This is a genomic window from Sebaldella termitidis ATCC 33386, assembly GCF_000024405.1.
Taxonomy (GTDB): domain Bacteria; phylum Fusobacteriota; class Fusobacteriia; order Fusobacteriales; family Leptotrichiaceae; genus Sebaldella; species Sebaldella termitidis.
Genome location: NC_013517.1, coordinates 2,639,380 through 2,660,789, shown reverse-complemented (window position 1 = coordinate 2,660,789; position 21,410 = coordinate 2,639,380). Strand labels below are relative to the sequence as shown.

The following is a 21,410-nucleotide window of genomic DNA, read 5'->3' as shown; positions in this document are numbered from 1 at the left end:
TCAGGTATTATCTATTATATAATTTTACGTATTTCCGTTCAAAGCTCCGCGTTTGGATCACCGTATTCTAGGCGGCGGCCCCGGCGGTATCGGACGAGGTACTGGTCTAGGTGGTGGTCCTGGCGGTCTAGGCGGTCCCGGTGGTCTTGGGGGTCTAGGCGGCGGCGGCGGTACAGGTCTGTAATCAGGTCTGTAATATGGATAGTATGGCCTTGGGCCATAATAGCCGTTATCACTAACAACGCACCCAACTAACAGAGAAAAGACCAAAATCAACGTAAATAATTTTAAAATCTTTTTCATGCTATTCCTCCTTAAAAGTCATTATGTTTATTATAATATTTTCAATGTACTAAAGTCAAGAATTACCATATTTACCGTATTTTTACTTCTGTAATAACTGAAAAATAGATATCAGCACAAAACCAGACAAAAAATCAGAGAATTTAAGAGTTTCCAAATAGCTTGTGTTTCGTATTCAAAAGGTGCCATATATTTCAGAGATGAATGATGTCTTTTTTTATTATAGTAAATTTCTAAATAATGCAGTATTTCCATAGTAGCTTGTGACTTGCTGCTTAAAGTCTTCTTTTTCAGCACTTCCCGTTTGAAACTCTTATAAAATGATTCCATTACAGCATTATCATAAAGCATTCCCGGACGACTATGATTTATGATAAATCTATGAGACTGGAGAAATTCTATATATGTACTGCCAGTATATTGATTTCAACGGTTATTGTGAATAATCAACCCTGCAGGTGGCTTTTAACAGCCTGTTGCAAATTTTCAATAACCTTGCATACCTGTTTCACTGTGAATTGTTCTATTAATACTAGTACCATTTCGTTTATATTTTCTTGTATACATTTTTCTCATAAAATAGATATCTAACACTTCCTTTCATTTTATATTTTTTGCTTATATGTTATAAATCTTATAAAACTACAAAGGGGTTTCAGTATGGATGATGATAAAGATATTAAAGAACAACTACAGGAGTTAAAAGCTGCTCAAGGACTTCTGGAAAAGCGGGTATCAATATTAATAGAAATAATTGATATGCAAGCTGCCGAATTAGAACTCACTAAGAAGGCGCTTAGTGAGAATATAACTGCTGTTAAGAAAATACGTAAAATTGCTAAAAGTGCTGCTAATGACATTAATTTTCACCATCATCCTATTTTATATTTTTTAAGTATGTTCTCTGATGATAAAGATGAGTAATTTACATGTTCTGGCTGTCATAATGCCAGATTTTTTATTGCTTATTTCTTCATCTTCTCATTTCATGTTATAATTATAGTGAGGTTAGCTCTGGGAGGTGGTCACTATGATTAAGTTATTTAATAAATTAATACAGAAGCTGTGTGCATGTATTTTAATTCTGCACATGCTGCTGTTTAAAGAAGTAGACACATCCAGACTCGCATTAGCTTTAGCATAAGCTAGCAAAATCTTACAAAGAGGGGCGACTCTCTTTGTTTTTATATACTTTTCACATTCTTTCATAATTTTGGAATGGCAACAAAAATTTAGACAGTTTTTTTAAGTTTGTTTTTCAAAGATTCTATAGGACTTAAATAGCTAGTGTGAAGTGTATTCTATATTTGTTAAAACAGTTAATATAGCGATCCAATTCTACTTCTAATTCATTTAAAATACTAAATATACTATTGTTGATTAATTTTATTTTAAATATTTTAAAAGTAGATTCTGCTGTTGCATTGTCATAGGAGCTTCCTTTTCTATTTAAAGACCTTGATATTCCAAAGGTATCAAAGTTTCATCAATAACATGATTATTGAATTCACTTCCACGGTCACTATGGAATATTTTTATCTTTTTCAAATTTACCTTTGTTCCTTCAAGAGCTTTATATACTAATTCTGCGTTCTTTTTCCTTCCTACACTGCTGTCCGGTTATTTGTCTATTGAAAACTTCAACAAAAAGACAAATGTAGTTCCATTTGTCGCTTACTCTCATATATGTGAGATCACTTAGCAGTATTTTAAAAGATTTTTTCCGGCCTTTTTCTTATGATCTACAGAATTATACTGCAAAACTTTAAGTAAATGTACAGCAGGTAAAAGTGTATTTTAACCTTTGAAAATAAGCAATAGAATATTATATTTATTGTAATAATTATTTTGGTATAATTTTAATTCAGTAAACTTTATAAACAGAGAAATATAAAAAAATAAAAAAAAGCTTTGAAAACACAAATAAATGTAGTAATAATAGATATTATTAAGGTAAATTTTGTAAGTACATATATGGGGTTATATTTTAGTAGTAAATTACTCTGATTTTAAGGAGGTTAGAATGAAATTCACAGAAATACTGTTATTCGTCGTTTTTGGTATATCAGCGTTTTCTGCACAGGAGTCTGTAAGAAAACAGGATGATTTTTATGACTCGGTAAATGAAAAATGGCTGAAAGAAACTAAAATACCAAAAGGTTATTCTTCATGGAATAATTTTAATGTTCTTGATAAGATGGTTTCAGATAATTTAAGGGGAATCGTAGAAGAAAATGTCAAAAAAAGAAACACATTGAAAAATGGGAGTAATGAACAAAAACTGGCAGATTTTTATATAAGTGTACTTGATTACAAAAATCGGGATAAAGATGGAATAAAACCCGTGAAATATCTGTTGGATGAAGTAAATAAACTGTCTGATAAAAGGGAAATGGCAACGCTTGCAGCTTATTTATTTAATCAGAATATGGAAGTATTTCTTTCGGTTTATATAGGACCTGACTATAAAAACAGCAGTAAAAATATATTATATCTGGATTCTGTAGGCTTGGGCATGATGGACAGAGATTACTATCTGGAAAAGTCGGAAAAAAGTCTTGAGATACAGAAGGCGTATAAGTTATTTTTGAAAAAATTGTTTATTATGAGCGGATATAATGAAAATGATGCTGTTATAAAAGCGGAAAATGTTTTTGATTTTGAAGCAAGGCTGGCATTTGCCATGTTAAAAAGAGAAGATACAAGAGATCCTGATAAAATATATAATCCATATACGATAGCTGAGCTGGAAAAAGAGTTTCCTGATTTTAACTGGAGGACTTATTTGGGCAACACCAAGCTTTTGAAGGCTGATAAGATAGTAATAACAGAGCCGGCATATCTCAGAGCCTTAAATAAAGAATTCAGAGAGGGAGATATAAAGATAATAAAGGATTACATGGAATCTATTATTTTACGTGAAAATTCCTCACTGCTATCAAGAGATTTTGAAAATGCAGCTTTTGAATATTCAAAGGTATTTTCTGGAATTGATGAAATGCTTCCGGATGATGAAAGAGCTTTTGATCTTTTGAATAATATGCTTGGTGAGCTGCTGGGAAGTATTTATGTAAAGGAATATTTCTCTGAGGAAGCCAAAAATGATGTGATATCTATGATAAAGGAAATAATATCTACATATGAAAGCAGAATAGAAAATCTTTCATGGATGTCAGAGGCCAGTAAAAAGCAAGCTGTGAAAAAACTGGAAACTATGACTATAAAAGTGGGATATCCTGATAAGTGGGAAGATTATTCAAGTATTCAGATCAAAACTTATCAGAATGGAGGTTCACTATATTCAAATGTAAAAAATATAGGAGATTTTGAAAGGGAAAAAGCTCTGAAAGATCTTAATCAAAAAGTGGACAAAAGCAGATGGAGTATGACTCCGCAGACAATAAACGCCTACTATAATCCTACAGCCAATGAAATAGTATTCCCGGCAGCAATATTACAGGCTCCGTTTTATGATTATGAAGCTTCAAAGGCTAAGAATTACGGAGGAATCGGAGCGGTAATAGGACATGAAATTACACATGCATTTGATGATGAAGGTTCTAAATTTGATGAAATGGGTAATTTGAAGGATTGGTGGACACGCGAGGACAGAAAAAATTACGAAAAGCGGACAGAAGCACTGGCAAAACAGTATTCCAGATATAAATCAGGAGACGGCAAGCTAAACGGCAAGCTTACTTTAGGTGAAAATATAGCTGATTTGGGCGGAGTTTCAGTAGCATTGGAAATAGTAAATAATGAAAATTCTGATAACCTGGAAGAATTTTTTGAGGCATATGCCGTGATATGGAGAAATCTGGTGACAAAAGAAAGAGAAAGCTATCTGGTAAAAATAGATCCTCATTCTCCGGGAAGATACAGAGTAAACGGAATTCTTACCAATATAGATGATTTTTACAAAGTATATAATGTAAGAAGCAGTGACGGAATGTATACTAAGCCCGAGGACAGAATAAAGATATGGTAAAATAATATTATAATCAAAAAAGAGAAAATAGCTGACTACAGTATATTTTCTCTTTTGTTTCTGATATAAATTTATAAAATAAAATCTTCAGACAAAAAGGCTAAGTTTTTATAAGAACTTTATTTTTTAAAAAATCTGGTTATAAATATTGTGTATAAAATGAAAAACAAAATAATGACCAACAGCATTATACTCTTGAAAAATTCGCTTGCAAAAGTTCCTATAATGATACCCAAAAGCAGAAAAACAGCTTTTATTAGTCCGTAATCAACAATTGTAAATCTTTTAGCTCTTTCCAGAAAAGTTTTAAACAAATCTGTCACCTCATTCCCAGTATTATATATAACTATTTATTATATTCCTTCATTAATCATAAAAACAAAAAGCTTTTGGAATAGTAAGTGTAAATATACCGTTAAAAAGTTTGCTTTTCATATTATTAATATCGGAATCTTCAGGAATTTCCATTATTTTTTCAAAAGATTTCGAATATTTGGTATAAACCTTATCTTCATTTTCAGAATTATCCCGGCAGTTTATAATTAGTTTTTTATTTTTAACATTAAGCGTAAAACTCTTTGTATCTGTTTCTGATGTAATAATTTTAACATAATGATTAGTGTTGTCTTCAGATACAACTACAGAAGGGATAGAATATTTCAGATTAAAGAAATCCGGCTGTTTATATATTTTCTCAAAGAATATTGAGTTATCGGTTATATTTTTTTTATTCATATTGCTCACCTCTTAAATTTATTATAGCCTTATACGGCATGTTCAAAAAATTAATTTGGATTCTTTTTTACATTTTTAAATTAATTATAGCTTTGGTTTCTTAAGTTAACCTTAGATTTACCATTACATTCTATTTGGAATTCTTGGAGCTATGGAAAATACTTGTGAATATTGAAGAAAAAAAATAAGGATTGAATATTTTAATATATTTATATGTGTAGATTATAAAAAAAGTCTAAATATGGTAATATATAAAAATAAGGAAAGGAGTGAAAAAATATGAATATAGATATTTTAAGAATAATAGCACTGCTGGATATAATACTTATACATACTCTAAAATCCCAGAATAATTTTGATATTCTGAATTTTATGTTTACCTTTGTGTCAATAGGGATAAATCTTTTTATAATGATAAGCGGTTATCTGCTTTTGGATAAAGAGGAGAATATCTGGGTTTTTTATAAAAAAAGATTTTTTTCAATAATTCCGCTTTTTGTAATGTGGAGTATTATCTATATTATCTACTATAAGGAAAATCCTTTATATGTAATAGCAGGCTACAGATATGCGGCAGGTCATTTGTGGTATGTTCCGATGATCACAGGACTTTATATTATCACGCCGTGGCTTAGAAAGGTATTGAAATACTGCGAAAAAGAAACCAGAATGGTAATATTAATGTGGTTTATCATAAATATACTTAATCCCGCCCTTATTTTTTTCAAACTTCCGTTTCTGAATTTATCAGCATTTCCCATAACAGGTTTTTTGGGATATTATCTTTTAGGATATTACATAAGAAAGTATAAAGACAAAATACATGTGAATTATTATAAAGTTTTATATATTGTAGGATTTATTTTTACATTTACAGTATCATGGTATTTTATGAAAATAATAGGTAAGAAAAACGTATTTTTTTATGATAAAAATTCTATAAGTGTGTTTTTTATGAGTGTAAGTTTTTTTGTAATTATTATAAAAATGAATTTTACTTATATAAAAGGAAGAACAGCAACAATAATAAAATTTTTGTCAGGACATTCGTATTTTGTATATCTTGCACATCTATTGTTTTATGAAACAGGTATGCTTATAACCAAGAATTTTTATCTGGTAACTTTATTATGTATAGGTGCAAGCTATTTTATGGCTTATATATACGGAGAGGCTGAAAAAAAAGTAGGAAAAATTTTCAGAAACCGCAGAATTCAGAACAAATAATAAAATAAAATATATAAAAACAAACGTTGATATAGTATAATATAAAATAAATACATTTTTTGAGGAGGCATATATGAAAAAATTAGTCATACTATTTGCAGTTATGTCAATACTTGCATATTCTGACACATACAAAAAAGAAAACAAAACTATAAGAAATAGTGCCGGTACAGTAAAAATAGACGGAAAAACATATAATTCAGTAGCACAGGACAGAAGGGTAAGATTTGTAATACTGCATTATACTGCTGTAGACAAAGACCAGTCTGTTAATATACTTACAAAGCAGCAGGTAAGCTCACATTATCTGGTAACTGATGATTCCTCAGATCCTGTATATAATCTTGTAAGTGAAGATAACCGTTCATGGCATGCAGGAGAAAGCAGCTGGGGAAGATTAAGCAATCTGAATGACAGCTCTGTGGGAATAGAAATAGTTAACATGGGGTATACTGGAACAAACGGAGAGATGTCATTTTATCCATTTACAGATGACCAGATAAAAAAAGTGGCCGTTTTACTGAAAGATATAATAGCAAGGTACAATCTTGAGCCTACAAGTATTCTGGGACATTCAGACATAGCACCTCAGAGAAAACAGGATCCGGGTCCTTTGTTTCCGTGGGAAGAGCTGTATAAGGATTATCAGATAGGGATGTGGTATGATGAGGATGCCAAAAGCAGTTTTATGACTTCTTATTCTACACTGACTACACCTTTTGAAGTGCAGACACAGCTTGAAAAATTCGGATATAAGGTGGATAAGACGGGGCAGTATGATAAACAGACGACAAATGTAATAAGAGCTTTTCAGTTTCATTTCAGACCGGCAAAATATGACGGAATAATGGATAGTGAAACTTATGCCATACTTCTTGCACTAAATACAAAATATAAAAAATAATATAAGGTGCTGTATCGAATTTGAAATTTATTTTTGATACGGTACTTTTTTTATTTGAACAGTTTTCAGGAAAAATTGACCATTATGAAAATAAGAAAATTAATTAGTAAATAGAAAAAGGTGTTAGAAAATTTTGGAATTGAAATAAAATACAGAAGTTTTTTACTTATTTTAAAAAATGAGAAAATAATTTTCTAAATGAAATAATCGTAAAAAAATCAGTTTATACAGCAGGGGAAAATAAACTGATTCAAATAATATTTAATGTCAGATAGCAGAATATACAAAACAAAAACTTATTTTTTTAAAAAAATTATGATATAATATTCCGTACGATAATTTACGGATTATAAAACCATAGGATGGCAATTCCTTTTCTCGCTTATTTTTTACTATATGAGAGAGATGATTTTATATATTCAAAAAGGCAGAAAGGAAAAAAATGAAAAAGATAAAGAATATAGCTATAATAGCACACGTAGATCATGGTAAAACTACATTGGTAGATGCGCTGCTAAAACAATCAGGAACTTTTTCGGCACATGAAAAAGTGGAAGAAAGAGTAATGGACAGTAATGATTTGGAGAGAGAAAGAGGTATTACAATATTTTCAAAAAATGCTTCGCTGAACTATAACGGATATAAGATAAACGTAATAGATACTCCGGGCCATGCTGATTTCGGGGGAGAAGTACAGAGAATTTTGAAAATGGTGGATTCTGTTCTTCTGCTGGTAGATGCTTTTGAGGGAGTAATGCCGCAGACAAAATATGTTTTGAAGCAGGCGCTCGAACATGGTTTATGTCCTATTGTTGTTATTAACAAAATAGACAGACCGAATTCTTCACCTGATCAGGTAGTGGACATGGTATTTGACCTGTTTGTAGATCTCGGGGCAAATGAAAAGCAGCTGGATTTCCCTATAATATATGCTTCTGCTAAAAACGGCTTTGCCAAAAAAGAGCTTGAAGATGAAAGCAAGGATATGAAACCGCTTTTTGAAACAATACTTGAGCATGTAAACGATCCTGAGGGAGATGAAAATGAACCGCTTCAAATGCTGATAACAAATATAGAATATGATGAATATCTGGGAAAACTGGGGACAGGAAGAATATATAACGGCTCATTGAAAAAAAATCAGGAAGTAACCTTGATAAAAAGAGACGGCGGACTTGTGAATTATAAGGTAACAAGAATTTTTGGATATGAAGGCTTGAAAAAAGCAGAGATGGAGACGGCTGTATGTGGAGATATTATTACAATAGCAGGTCTTGATAAAATAGATATAGGTGAAACAGTAGCTGAAAGAGAAAATCCGAAAGCTTTGCCGGTAATAGATATAGATGAACCTACTCTGGCTATGACTTTTTCGGTAAATAATTCACCATTTGCAGGAAAAGACGGTAAATATGTAACTTCAAGAAATCTTGTGGAAAGACTTGAAAAAGAACTTCAGCACAATGTAAGTATGAGGGTAGAGCCTACAGATTCTCCTGATTCTTATATAGTAAAAGGAAGGGGAGAGCTTCAGCTTTCTATTCTTTTGGAAAATATGAGAAGAGAAGGATATGAAGTTCAGGTATCTAAGCCGGAAGTAATAATGAGAACAGTAAACGGTGTGAAGGAAGAACCTATAGAGCTGGCAATAATAGATGTGGCAGATGAATTCGTAGGTGTAGTAATAGAAAAAATAGGAATCAGAAAAGGTGAAATGATAAATATGATTCAGGGAACTGACGGATATACAAGACTTGAATTTAAAGTTCCTGCAAGAGGTCTTATAGGATTTCGAAATGAATTTCTTACAGAAACAAGAGGAACAGGTATTTTGAATCATTCATTTTATGATTATGGTGAATATAAAGGCGAGCTTACGACAAGAAGAAGAGGAGTCCTTATCTCGATGGATGCCGGAACAAGTGTCGGGTATTCATTGAATAATCTGCAGCCCAGAGGAATTCTGTTCATAGCTCCGGGAGTGGATGTTTATGAGGGAATGATAGTAGGAGAACATTCAAGAGAGAATGACCTTGTGGTTAATGTGTGCAAAGGGAAAAAGCTGACTAATACAAGGGCAGCCGGAAGTGATGATGCATTAAAGCTGGCGCCGCCGAAGGAATTCACGCTTGAGCTTGCTCTTGAATATATTGATGATGATGAATTGGTAGAGATAACGCCAAATAACATAAGGCTCAGAAAAAAAAATCTTACAGAAAATGAAAGAAAGAAAGCTTCAAAAAATAAAGATTAATAAAAAAAACCGGTATTGCTGTAAAAACAGTCATATCGGTTTTTATAATCAGTATTTTTAATTTTTATTATTTCTTTTTGAAAAGTCCTCCGAGTAAATCCATTGCATCATCTACGATACTTCCGTCTTTATCGGCATCAAGAAAATTCGTAAGCATACCCATAAGGTCGCCGTTTGATCCGCCAAGAAAATTAGAAGCCATGGAAGTAAGATTAGAAATCCCGTCAGCATCAAGATTCTGTTCTTTTTTATTCTTTCCGAGAAATTCCAGAACGAAAGGGGCAAGCATACTCATCAGGTTTGAAGTAGAGTTCATGTCAAGTCCGCTGCTTTTACTTACAGAATTTATTATATTTTCTTTTTTGTCTCCGAACATATGATTAAGTATTGCAGAACCATTTTCTCCTTTATAATTAGAGATCATAGATGTAATATCATTAAGCTTGGAACCGTCATGGTCTTTGTCCAGCGCATTAGCCAAAGACTGGGCACCTTCCTTTGTATTTGTATTTTTATTTAGTGCTTCCAACATAGCAGGCAAAGCTACAGATGCTGCAGTCATAATTCCCTTTTTATCGTTATTTCCTAATGAGTTCTGTATCTGATCAATATTAGTTCCTAAGAGCCCGGAAAACATATCAACTATGTTACTCATTATCGCACCTCCAATATTTAAATTTGTATATCTAAAATATATTACTACAAATTTTATTATTTTTCAATAAAAATAATAAATATTTTGGAGAAAAGAATTGAAAAAAAATTATATATGAAGTATTATTTTAAGAGGAAGTAAAAAGATAAAGGGAGTGTGTATATGTATGGATATAGTAAAAAAATGGCATGGAGAAAAAATAGCGGAAAAATTAAAGAAAAATCTTGAGAAGAGAAATATTGAAATGTTCTATCTGGAAAAAAAAGAAGACCTTACAGAACTGATAAAATCTTTTGTTAAAGAAAATGATACTGTATCTTACGGAGGTTCTGTTACTTTGAAAGAAACAGGAGTTTTGGATTTCTTTAGAAGCGGGAACTATGTTTTTTTAGACAGAGATGCATATGAAACAAGAGAGGAAAAAGATGAGATTTACAGGAAAAGTTTCAGTGCAGACTATTATTTTTTAAGTGCCAGTGCTGTAACTATGGATGGTGAGATATTAAATGTAGACGGAAACGGAAACAGGATAGCGGCTATGATTTTTGGTCCGAAAAAAGTCTTTGTAATAATAGGTATGAACAAGCTGACTGCTGATATAAAAGAAGCAGAGGAAAGAATAAGACTTTATGCAGGGCCCATGGATGCCAAGGTACTTTCCAAACAGACACCGTGTACTGTTACCGGAGAATGCTCAGACTGCCGGTCTCCTGAAAGAATATGCAATAAATACCTTGTATACAGAAGAGAGATGAATCCTGACAGAATGAAAGTAATTCTTATAAATGAAAATTTGGGGTACTAAATTAATAAGTGAAAGGAAAAATTTTTAAAGTGCAGAAAATAAAAGACAAAATATTGATCGGAAATATCTGTGCGGTAGTAACTTTATTTGCATGGGATTTTACATATATAATAGGAAAGTTTTTATTAAAAGAGCTGGAGCCGGTTCAGATTTTGATTTTCAGATTTGTGTTGGTAGCACTTTTGAGTGCATTGCTGAATATAAAAGAATATCATAAAAAAAGCTTTAAGGAAGAAAGCCGATTTATAATAGTAGGTTTTTTGATATTTTTATATTTTATTTTGGAAAACAGCGGTCTCAAGCTTACCAATGCATCTAATATAGGTTTTATACTTGGGACTTTACCGTTTTTTTCATCAATAACAGCACATTTTTTTACAAAGGATGAAAAAATGGAAAAATCGCTTATTATAGGATTTCTTATTTCAATGTTTGGGGTTGCAGTCATTTCGTTTTCAAACGGGATTTCAGTCAGAATAAAAGGAGATATGCTAATGCTGGGTGCAGTAATTATATGGAGCTTTTATTCACTGGCATTAAAAAAATATAAATTCGGCTATTCTATTTATTATGTAACAAAAAAGACATTTACCTATGCTTCTGTTTTTCTTATATTATATATTCTGGCTGCCGGAGAAAAATTCCCCGATTTTCATAATATGACTCTCGGATTATTTTTTGGGATAGCATATCTGGTAATAGTGGCTTCATTTCTTGGATTTATATTCTGGGGAAAGGCAATAAAATATATAGGGATAGTTAAAACTTCAAATTATTTATTTTTTTCACCAATAAATGTAATGATATTTTCGTATATTTTTCTGGGAGAAAATATCGGAATAAGGCAGATATTCGGCGGAGGCTTTATATTATTGGGAAGCTTAATGCTTAAATATAAAAAGAAAAAATAAATATACCTTGTTAAAAACAGCAGACTTTTTGAGTCTGCTGTTTTTTATATACAGTATAAAAAAGTTTTTTAGGCAAAACTAAAATATAAATAATATTAAGTAGAATATAAATTTAGAATCTAAATATAAGACAAATATTTGAAAAAATTCTGAATTTATTAGAAAAAAATTGACATTTTAGTCTTAATCTAAAAAAAATGATACATTTGTAAACAAAAATGTTGACAATTTTAAAAAAAAATAGTAAAATGGAGTACTAAGAATTTTCTAAGGCAAATCGAGAGCATTTCTATATTTTTTGGAGAAAAAGCATGGGAGATTATGAGTGAAAGGAATAGGGAGAAAATAAGATGAAAAACAAAGACAAACTACTGTTATTTTTAGCATTTAATGCAATTGCACCCTTTGTGAATGCAGAATCAAAGTATGACAAAATGTATGATAAGATGGTTAAGAATCTAACAGAAGGAAAATCGAATGAAAGTTCATACAATTTATTGACTCGAGTACTCGTTCAAAGAAATAAAGAACTAAAAGATTTATACGCGCAAAGCGATTACATAATAAAGCCAGAATATTTAGAATGGCAGGTATTTTTCAGCGGTTTATACAGTAATGTAAAAAGAGGAGATAACACGCTAAAAAATGCAGAATATTATTCTATGCCGAAAACAAGCATGGGAATAAATACAATAGAAGAAAATTTATATAATTCTATTATTAACAGCGGAATAAGCAATGATACGCTGCAAATGATATTAAACGGAAATGTGGATGCCTATAATAATCTTACAGAAGGACAGAAGGCTGTACTTACTGGTATATTTGGCGGAAGTGGAGTAAACGGAAACTTTAAACCGTTTCAAAATTTACAGGATAATAAGATAATAGACCTGGGAATAAGCATGAAAATAAACGGACCTACTAAGAATATCTCAGATATCAATATTTCTGGAGTGAACGTTCCTTCGATCAATCTAAATCAACAGGCTTTTGCAGAGCCTGATGTACTGAGTGTTCCGGAAATTGAAATATTATCGTTTAATCCGACCATTCCCCATATAACAACATTGAATTTTAATTCTATACCTGTACTTACATTGAACGGTACAGGAGGAGGAAACGGAGGGACAACTGGATTCTTCCCTTATGGAGATGACAATGGATCAAACTCAATAATATCACAGATGGATATTACAAGCGGAACTATAAATGTAAGAACGAATACTAACCCGCCAATGACTGGATCAACTACAAATCCGGGATTTTATGACTATACATTGGACAATGTAATAGGAGCACCATCTGCCGGTCTTGAATATAATCAAAGAGGAATTTATGATCCTGTATCAGGAACATGGACCTATGAAGATGCACTGCTTCCAACAGGAATTTATACAGACTCTATTAATAATAATCCGCAGGGTTATGTAAATCAGGTACAGGGATTGTTTAAAGTAATAGATAATCCGATAACAAGATACGGAACTGCAGGCGGAAATGTAAATGATCTGAAAGTAACACTTGAAGGAGATGTAGTAAATGCTGAATATCTGGTACAGATTCTTCACTATGATGAACATTACAGCGGTATGCAGGATCCTGTTACAGGAGAATGGAAAAATTATACACTTGACGAGCTGGAGGAAAGGAACTGGATTACAGCTGCTGAAAAAACAGAGCTGGGGAACAAATTTCTGGATACTACACTTGGGCACACTACAGATAACAGATGGTTTCAGTATGTGGAAAATAACAGTTCATGGAATTTGAAAGGTTCAAATGTTGTAGCAGTAAATATTCAGGCACACAGCGGATGGCAGGATGCCAACAGTATATTTATGAACAGGGGAGAAATAATAGGGCTGAATGAAGCAAGCAGTACCAATAATCTTATAGGAAAACATGTTGCCTTTATGTTTACAGAAGGCGGAAGTATGAGAAAGCAGGAAGGCTTTGATAATACAGGATTAATAGAAATGAGAGCACCTGAAAGCGTACTGTTTCTTATGACAAATAATGCATATTCATATAATTACAGTGAATCAAATGATAGTAATGGAAATCATTATTTAGATGAAAATCCGGGGAAACATATATTGATGAACAATGGTGATATGAAGCTGTACGGGAATAATAACATAGGAGTGTATACGCATAATGCCCCGATGATGAGTAAAAGTGAGTATGCATATTATTATTCAAATGGAACATGGCATGAGTCAAAATCAATGTACAATGGTCTCCAAAGAACAGAAATCAGGCTTTATAATCCTATAACAGTACTTGGGGATCAGAGCATAGGGGTAGATATAGAAAGAGAACTTAACTTTGCTAATTCCAAAATAAAGGTAGATATAGGAACAGAAGATCCAAGACAGACAGCAGCCAGTTCTTCAGGAGTAAACGGTCTTGAAAACAGCGGTAATATCACTGGAGGAAATTCTGCTTACACAGACAGTGCTGCGGGAATATATACTAATATGAAGGGAAATATAATACAATATTCCAAAAATATAACTGATCAGAATAATCCTGCAAATAATGTAAATATAAGCGGATATATGGTAGATAATCCTCAGTTTATATTATCAGACTATCTTCTTAATGTAGGTGAATATTCAAGAGGAGGAGTAGGACTAAGAGTAGAAGATTACGGAGATGTTATTTTAGGAAGTTCCTCGGATACTACGACGAATCATGAAATAAATTTACTGGCAGGGAGTGAAGGAAATGCCGGGATATATTTACGCGGTTCTAATTTAACAACAGTAACATTTGAACCGGATCCGATCTGGAGTCCGGGATATACTGAAACAGCGGAGCTGCTGGGGTCAACAGGTGCAAGGGTGACAACTGACGGCATGTCAATGAATATCGCAGGAAATAAACAGGTTGGAGTTCAGATAGAAGAATATGGATATTTTTATCATAAAAACGGAAATATAAAAGTAAACGGAACCAATAATACAGGAATTGCAGTGAGAACCGGTGGTACAGGAGAAGTGAGCAATACAGGGATATTAGAAGTTTCAACTGGAAATCTGGGTGTGTACAATGAAAACATATTTAATATGACAGGCGGAAGTATAACAGCAAGCGGAACAGAAGCAGTGGGAATTTACAGTGAGATAAATAATACAGATACTAATCTGAGCGGCGGTACAATAAGAGCTGAAAACGGAGGAATAGGGCTGTATGCAGGTGCCAATTCAACAATAAATCTTTCTGAGGGCGTGAATCTGGTAGCTGGAAATAAAGGTCTGCTGTTCTATAACTATGACGGCGGCATTGCATCAGGGAAATACAGCGTAACAGGAAATGTAAAAGCTACAGTAGAAGAAGGCGGAATAGCTTTTTATCTGAAATATGGTACAAATCTTGAAAACTATCTGAATACTTCATTTACAGGGATATCAGGCGGAAGATTAGGACTGACAATGAAATCGGGATCTATTTTATATATGCTTGAAGGAACAGGAAGTACACTGTCACTTACGACACTTGACGGAATGGTAACACCAGTAATGGATCTTGCAAATAATGTAAGTATAAATACAGACAGTGCCAGTGATTATATACCAATATCAATGAATAAAGGTGCACTAATACTTGACAGAGATATCAATATGGACGGTAATGATCTGTATGAAAAAGCCCAGTTTGCATTATTGTCTGTAACATTAAACAGCGGTAAAACAATGACAGGAAATCTGGATAAACAAATAGGTATTGCTCAGAGAAACTACGGAGGAAGTCTGGGAAGAAATGAAATAACACTTACAAATAACGGGACAATAGCTTTCGGCGGGGAAAAAGCCGTAGGGATGGCTGCTGATTATGGTCACATAATTAATAATAATGTAATAAAAACTACAGGGAATGAATCAGTAGGAATATACTCAGCCAACGGATCACTGACTGAAAATAACGGGGAAATATTAATTGCCGGTAATAATACAGCCGGAATTTATGGTGTTAATTATCTTGACGGAGTAACAACTTCAGCAGGACTCGGGTATGGGGACGATAAAATAAATATAACAAATAACGGAAAAATAACTGCTTCAGGTCCGGGGAAAGTTTATGGTATATATGCATCAAACAGAACCGGGACGCAGGGAGATAATACAGTGACTCTTAGTGGCAGTTCGGATATAAATCTTCAAAATTCATCAGGCGGAATAGGAATTTATGTAAATAACGGAATTCTTAACGGAACGGGTACATTAAGCGTAGGTTCAGACAGTGTAGGAATATACGCCAAGGATAGTACGGTAAACCTTTCCGGGTTAACGTTAAATATGACAGGGAACAATATATTAGGATTTTATCTGGATGGAAATACGAATTTCAGCGGTTCGGGGAATATAAATATTTCGGGAAATAATATAGCAGTATTTAATATATTATCAAACGGGACATTTAACCAGAACTTTAATATAGCATCAACGGCAGGTTCTACATATACAATAGGAAATGTAAAGAATGGTACATTCCATTATAACGGAACTGCTAATCTGGCAGGAAACGGAAGCCTTATAAACGGGAAAGATTCTGCTGTACTGCTTGATACAGGATCAACACTGGTATCATCAGGGGATAATACAATAGGAGCAGTACTTGAAGGACAGTATAATTCTACTCTTCCCGGAGGATTTACAGCAGGAATAGATGCTGAAAACAGAGGTACAATGGCATTTGGAAACAGCTCGGCAGGTCTTTACGGAAGTAATGGAACAAGACTGAAAAATATTGGTTCGATATCTTTGGGAGACAGCTCTATGGGTCTTCATACTAACGGCAGCGGATCATACGCCTTAAATGACGGAAGTATAGCTATGGGAAGTCTTTCTGTAGGAATTTACGGACAAAACAGCTCTAATCTTGAAAATCTGTCAAATGGTGTAATTACAGGAAACGGAAGAGAAACTGTAGGAATCTATGGTGAAGGTTCGGCACCGCTTGTAATAGCAAATGACGGAAGAATAGAATTGAACGGGGATAAGTCAATAGGAATTTATTCAAAGGCAAACGGCGGAACATCTATAACAAATAACGGAACGGTAATAATAGGAAATTCATCTGATAATAATAATCCCGGAGTAGGTATTTACAGTGAAAATTCAGCAGATACAATAGTAAATAACGGAGCTGTATCAGCAGGAAACTCATCTGTGGGTATATATATAAACGGTGGAATTTTAAATCAGAATAATACAGTAAATATAGGAAACAACGGAACAGGTATATATGCAGCAGGCGGAACAGTGAATCTGAATGCCGGTTCATCATTAAATATATCAAATGATCAATCAGTGGGTGTTTATGCACTAAATGGAACAAATATATTAAATGACGGTACAACAGTACTAGGAAATAACAGCTTCGGATATGTACTCAGATCAGGTTCTGCACTCTTGAATAATGCTGATGTAACAGCAGGTGGCGGAAGCATTATTGTCTTTGGAGACGGAGCAGGAAGCATAACGAATAACGGAGCGGTAACACTTGGCGGATCAAGCGGAGTGGCATTCTATACTGTAAACGGCGGAAATATACAAAATACAGGAGATATTACTGGAACAGCCGGAACAGCAAATGTAGGTATTTATAATGAAAACGGGATCATAAATAACACAGGAAAAATACGTGTGGGAGATTCTGTAATCAGAGATTTTGAGGACTCTTCAAAAAACAGCTATGCAATAGGAATATACGGAGACAGAACAGGTATTACAAATACGGGAGATATAGAACTCGGATACTACGGAGTGGGAATTTACAGTAAAGATAACAAAGAATCTGGATTACCGACTGTAAATTCAGGAAAAATAACATCAAGCTCTGAGGGGGCTATCGGTATTTTTGTGGAAAACGGAGTTCTTCAGAATTCAGGAGATATAGAACTTTCAGGTAATAATTCAATAGGAATTTATGCAAATAAAAAAGCAGAAATCAATAATACAGGAACTATAACAATGAATGGTAATGATTCAACAGCAATTTATATGAATATATTATCAACATTAAATAATACAGGAACTATTAACATAAACGGGAATGACAGTGAAGGAATCATAATGAAGGGCGGTTCGCAGATTCTCAATCAGGGAACGATAAATATCGGAGCCGGAGCGAGCGGTTCAATCATGGTTTCATACGGGGAAACAAGTTATCCCGTACCAAGTATTATAAATGCCGGAGTTATAAATGTATCTGAAAACTTTGAGTTAAAGGGAATAGATATATCAATAAAGGTAAATCCGGATACTATATCAGAAGCTACAGTATCTGAGGATCTGGGAGCAGCATTTGTATCAGATGCAGTACAGTTCAATGCACCGTCGTTTAATACAACAGAACCTATAGGAATTCTGGGAGGATTTGCAGAGGGAACACATGCAGAAGTTTACAAATTCAAAGATGTATTTAATCCGATGACAACAGGCGGAGGACCGGATTCTGGACTGGTAAAAGTCAGAAGTAAATCGCTGACATGGTCTGCAACTCCTGTGCTAAATGAAAGAGGAAGTGTAGATATATGGATGCAGAAAATACCATATGATAACTTTACAAGCGGATTATGGTATCAGGATTTCGGACTTGCACTTGACACAAAATATGTAGGTTCAAAAGGAAACATGGGACGTATATTTGATAAAATAGATCTTATAGAAACAGAAATGGATTTCAGAAAGACTATGTCAAGTCTTGCCGGAGATGTATATTCTAATATGAATCAGAGAGAAGAAACAATAGCAGACATATTTGAAGACTCGCTGGGAATACTTCAGAATTCCAAAAATAATACTAAAGAAAATGTAAAAGTAAATATAATAGCCGGAAAAGGGAAATTAAAAGAAGAAACTGAAGGAGTTCAGGGATTTGATTATACATCGACAGGAGTACAGCTGTTAAGAGAAGTGGAAAGAACTTACAAACATACATTCGGATATTCAGCAGGATATCTTCACACAGGATTTGAATTTTCAGACAGTAATGACAGTGAGGAAAAGGTAGATACTTTACAGCTGGGATTACATAATAAATACAGTACGAATAACTGGGTATTAAGAAATGATCTTACAGGAAGAGTAAGCTTCCATAACATGGAAAGAAATATAGACTGGACACATTCGGGAAGATCTGAAATGACGGCAAAATATGAAAGCTACAGCCTGACAAGCAACAATATACTGGGGAAAGAGCTGGAGCTGGGAAAAAGAGCAAGTATAATGCCTTATGGAGGAGTAAAGGTAATGTACGGTATAAGACCGACATTTAGTGAGAAAGGTCTTGAAGCACTGGAAGTAGACGGTAATGATGCATGGAGTGTAAAACCAAAAGCCGGAGTAGAGCTGAAAGGGGAGTATCCTTTGAACAGCAGAGAAAGCTGGAAGCTGAAAGGAGCACTTGATTTATCATATGAATATGAACTTGCTGACTTTAATGAAAGAGAATATGCAAGACTTACAGCAGTAGAAGATAATTATCACAGACTGGCAAAACCGGAAGATGAAAAAGGAGCTTTCAAAACAAAAGCAACTCTGGGAGTAGAAATAGAAGACAGATACGGGATATTCCTAACTGGGGAATATAAAACAGGAGATGTAGGAAAAGATGACTACAGAGCGGGTATTAATCTGAAAGCAGTGTTTTAGTAAATAGAATAAAAACAGGGACTGTTGTATTATTATGTACAGCAGTTCCTTTTTGAGAAAAAAATATTTTTATCTGTGAAATCCCAGAAAGGTATGTTTTTTATATAAACAGAGCTGCTGATAAAATAGTTTTTTAATGCTTAAGATAATAAAAATATAAAATAAACATGGAAATAAATAAAAAAATATAGTATAATAGATGGTAAATGATAAATTTTTATGAAATGCATATCAGGTGTTTTGTCCGAGTTGTGTTTATATAACTAGGAGCTTTTAATGTCAGAACACTTGTACCTCAGACTTATTTTCATTTTTAAAATATTAAATAAGACAAAGCACTAGATCGACATCGGGCAGTTACATGAATACAAATAAAAAATAATATATCTAAAATATTTTTATATTCCTTGACAAAGCTATGTTTTTTTATTATAATGTCTTGTGAATTATATAAAAATATTTAAAAGATGTTGATTTATATATATGTTTTATAGGAAGGAGAAGATTAAGAATGGCAGTACCTAAGAAGAGAACTTCTAAAGCTAAAAGAAATATGAGAAGATCACATGATGCGATTTCTACACCTAATATTATAATAGAGGCTGACGGAACAGTTAGAAGACCTCACAGAGTTAATCTTGAGACTGGTGTATACAAAGGTAAACAAGTAATTGAAATCCAAGATGATACTGAGTAAAATATTGAAAATACACGAGGCAAGATATTAATCTTGCTTTTTTAAATATATGAATGTATAATAAAAAACAAGTGTTATGCTTTATTTTTTAATTATTTAAAGAACACATGAAGCAGGAGCCGGTATTTTGTTTGATTTTGAAAAGTGTATAACAATATTGGAGCACTTGGATCTGTATAATCAATAACCAATGTTGTGCATAAAAAAAAATTAGTAGGTGATAATATTGAAAATAGGTATATTAGGAATAGGGTCTTATCTGCCCGAAAGAATACTGACAAATAAAGAGATGGAATCTATCGTAGATACTACAGATGAATGGATTACTTCAAGAACCGGAATAAGAGAGAGAAGAATAGCCGCAGACGACGAAGCGACTTCTGATCTGTCATATAAGGCAGCATTAAAAGCAATAGAAGATGCAGGAATTGATAAGGATGAAATAGAGCTTGTAATAGTAGCTACTACGACACCTGATTACTCAATGCCTTCTACAGCTGCAATAGTTCAGGATAAAATAGGGATAAGAAAAGCTGCCGCCTTTGATATGGAAGCGGCATGTACCGGATTCGTATATGCGTTAACTACAGGATACAGCTTTATCAAAGCCGGAATTTATAAAAAAGTACTTGTAATTGGAGCAGATGTTTTTTCAAGAATATTGGACTGGGAAGACAGAGGTACTTGCATCTTATTCGGAGACGGGGCAGGAGCAGCAGTACTCGGTGAAGTGGAAACAGGCGGGTATCTTGGCGGAGATCTTCAGGCTGACGGAGCAGGGGCACAGGAACTGATAGTTCCTTCAAGCGGTTCGAGAAAGCCTTTTAGAGAAGAAGTACTTACCAGCAGAGATCAATTTGTAAAAATGAACGGAAGAGAAATTTTTAAATTCGCAGTAAGAGCTTTTCCTGAAACTACAGCAGTTTCTTTGGAAAAAGCCGGTTTGAAAATAGAAGATATAGATTTATTTATACCACATCAGGCAAATATAAGAATTATAGAATCTATAGCAAAAAGATTTAAGCAGCCTATGGAAAAATTCTATGTTAATCTGGATAAATACGGTAATACTTCAGCGGCTACAATACCAATTGCTATTGATGAAGCAAGAAATGAAGGGAAAATCAAAAAAGGTGACAGACTTCTTCTTGTAGGATTTGGAGGCGGACTGACTTACGGTTCGTGTATCTTAGAATGGTCTAAGTAATATTTTGCAGATTTGGAAAATTAGTTAATTCATATTATGGTAGGAAATTTTATCATAAAA

General features: G+C 33.4%; 15 protein-coding genes. 10 read left to right on the top strand and 5 right to left on the bottom strand.

Annotated elements, in window-relative coordinates:
* Positions 1-414: 414 nt before the first annotated feature.
* Positions 415-675, bottom strand: a complete 261-nt coding sequence (locus STERM_RS22830) for an integrase core domain-containing protein (protein WP_370452878.1) — start codon at positions 673-675, stop codon at positions 415-417.
* 288 nt (positions 676-963) lie between these two features.
* Between STERM_RS22830 and STERM_RS12190 the strand changes: the two genes are divergently transcribed.
* Positions 964-1,227, top strand: coding sequence for a hypothetical protein (locus STERM_RS12190; protein ID WP_012861925.1), 264 nt, complete (start codon positions 964-966; stop codon positions 1,225-1,227).
* A gap of 352 nt (positions 1,228-1,579) precedes the next feature.
* Here STERM_RS12190 and STERM_RS22825 read toward each other — a convergent pair whose 3' ends face one another.
* Positions 1,580-1,768, bottom strand: a complete 189-nt coding sequence (locus STERM_RS22825; RefSeq protein ID WP_081439690.1) for an IS3 family transposase — start codon at positions 1,766-1,768, stop codon at positions 1,580-1,582.
* A 558-nt stretch (positions 1,769-2,326) separates the two neighbouring features.
* Between STERM_RS22825 and STERM_RS12185 the strand changes: the two genes are divergently transcribed.
* On the top strand, positions 2,327-4,291 hold the full coding sequence (locus tag STERM_RS12185; RefSeq protein WP_012861923.1) for a M13 family metallopeptidase: 1,965 nt from the start codon (positions 2,327-2,329) through the stop codon (positions 4,289-4,291).
* 119 nt (positions 4,292-4,410) lie between these two features.
* Here STERM_RS12185 and STERM_RS12180 read toward each other — a convergent pair whose 3' ends face one another.
* Positions 4,411-4,605 carry a hypothetical protein gene (locus STERM_RS12180; RefSeq protein WP_041309960.1) on the bottom strand — a complete coding sequence of 65 codons (195 nt, stop codon included), beginning with the start codon at positions 4,603-4,605 and terminating at the stop codon, positions 4,411-4,413.
* Between the two features lie 52 nt (positions 4,606-4,657).
* On the bottom strand, positions 4,658-5,026 hold the full coding sequence (locus STERM_RS12175) for an Hsp20/alpha crystallin family protein (RefSeq protein ID WP_012861922.1): 369 nt from the start codon (positions 5,024-5,026) through the stop codon (positions 4,658-4,660).
* A gap of 279 nt (positions 5,027-5,305) precedes the next feature.
* Here STERM_RS12175 and STERM_RS12170 point away from each other — a divergent pair, with 279 nt between their 5' ends.
* From STERM_RS12170 to typA, 3 genes are all read left to right on the top strand, one after another.
* Positions 5,306-6,253 carry an acyltransferase gene (locus tag STERM_RS12170; RefSeq protein ID WP_012861921.1) on the top strand — a complete coding sequence of 316 codons (948 nt, stop codon included), beginning with the start codon at positions 5,306-5,308 and terminating at the stop codon, positions 6,251-6,253.
* 73 nt (positions 6,254-6,326) lie between these two features.
* Positions 6,327-7,157 carry an N-acetylmuramoyl-L-alanine amidase gene (locus STERM_RS12165; RefSeq protein ID WP_012861920.1) on the top strand — a complete coding sequence of 277 codons (831 nt, stop codon included), beginning with the start codon at positions 6,327-6,329 and terminating at the stop codon, positions 7,155-7,157.
* Positions 7,158-7,599: 442 nt separating this feature from the next.
* On the top strand, positions 7,600-9,411 hold the full coding sequence (typA, locus tag STERM_RS12160; protein ID WP_012861919.1) for a translational GTPase TypA: 1,812 nt from the start codon (positions 7,600-7,602) through the stop codon (positions 9,409-9,411).
* Positions 9,412-9,478: 67 nt separating this feature from the next.
* On the opposite strand, the gene STERM_RS12155 is transcribed toward typA, so the two are convergent.
* Positions 9,479-10,066, bottom strand: a complete 588-nt coding sequence (locus STERM_RS12155; RefSeq protein ID WP_012861918.1) for a DUF937 domain-containing protein — start codon at positions 10,064-10,066, stop codon at positions 9,479-9,481.
* Between the two features lie 166 nt (positions 10,067-10,232).
* On the opposite strand from STERM_RS12155, the gene STERM_RS12150 reads away from it, so the two are divergent.
* The 5 genes from STERM_RS12150 to STERM_RS12130 all read left to right on the top strand — a co-directional run bounded on the left by STERM_RS12150 (position 10,233) and on the right by STERM_RS12130 (position 21,350).
* Positions 10,233-10,871, top strand: a complete 639-nt coding sequence (locus STERM_RS12150) for a lactate utilization protein (RefSeq protein ID WP_012861917.1) — start codon at positions 10,233-10,235, stop codon at positions 10,869-10,871.
* A 29-nt stretch (positions 10,872-10,900) separates the two neighbouring features.
* The gene (locus STERM_RS12145) at positions 10,901-11,782 is read left to right on the top strand and encodes a DMT family transporter (RefSeq protein ID WP_012861916.1); all 882 of its coding nucleotides are present in this window, start codon (positions 10,901-10,903) and stop codon (positions 11,780-11,782) included.
* A gap of 350 nt (positions 11,783-12,132) precedes the next feature.
* A complete protein-coding gene (locus STERM_RS12140; protein WP_012861915.1) occupies positions 12,133-19,446 on the top strand; it encodes an autotransporter domain-containing protein in 7,314 nt (2,437 codons plus the stop codon).
* 511 nt (positions 19,447-19,957) lie between these two features.
* Entirely contained in the window at positions 19,958-20,143 is a 186-nt protein-coding gene (rpmF, locus tag STERM_RS12135) for a 50S ribosomal protein L32 (RefSeq protein WP_012861914.1), read from the top strand.
* Between the two features lie 226 nt (positions 20,144-20,369).
* Entirely contained in the window at positions 20,370-21,350 is a 981-nt protein-coding gene (locus STERM_RS12130; protein ID WP_012861913.1) for a beta-ketoacyl-ACP synthase III, read from the top strand.
* Positions 21,351-21,410 lie beyond the last annotated feature (60 nt).

Coding starts and splice junctions, on each gene's coding strand:
- rpmF (WP_012861914.1), top strand. CDS start 19,958: ATGGCAGTACCTAAGAAGAGAACTTCTAAAGCTAAAAGAAATATGAGA.
- STERM_RS12185 (WP_012861923.1), top strand. CDS start 2,327: ATGAAATTCACAGAAATACTGTTATTCGTCGTTTTTGGTATATCAGCG.
- STERM_RS12190 (WP_012861925.1), top strand. CDS start 964: ATGGATGATGATAAAGATATTAAAGAACAACTACAGGAGTTAAAAGCT.
- STERM_RS12140 (WP_012861915.1), top strand. CDS start 12,133: ATGAAAAACAAAGACAAACTACTGTTATTTTTAGCATTTAATGCAATT.
- STERM_RS12175 (WP_012861922.1), bottom strand. CDS start 5,026: ATGAATAAAAAAAATATAACCGATAACTCAATATTCTTTGAGAAAATA.
- typA (WP_012861919.1), top strand. CDS start 7,600: ATGAAAAAGATAAAGAATATAGCTATAATAGCACACGTAGATCATGGT.
- STERM_RS12170 (WP_012861921.1), top strand. CDS start 5,306: ATGAATATAGATATTTTAAGAATAATAGCACTGCTGGATATAATACTT.
- STERM_RS12155 (WP_012861918.1), bottom strand. CDS start 10,066: ATGAGTAACATAGTTGATATGTTTTCCGGGCTCTTAGGAACTAATATT.
- STERM_RS12150 (WP_012861917.1), top strand. CDS start 10,233: ATGGATATAGTAAAAAAATGGCATGGAGAAAAAATAGCGGAAAAATTA.
- STERM_RS12165 (WP_012861920.1), top strand. CDS start 6,327: ATGAAAAAATTAGTCATACTATTTGCAGTTATGTCAATACTTGCATAT.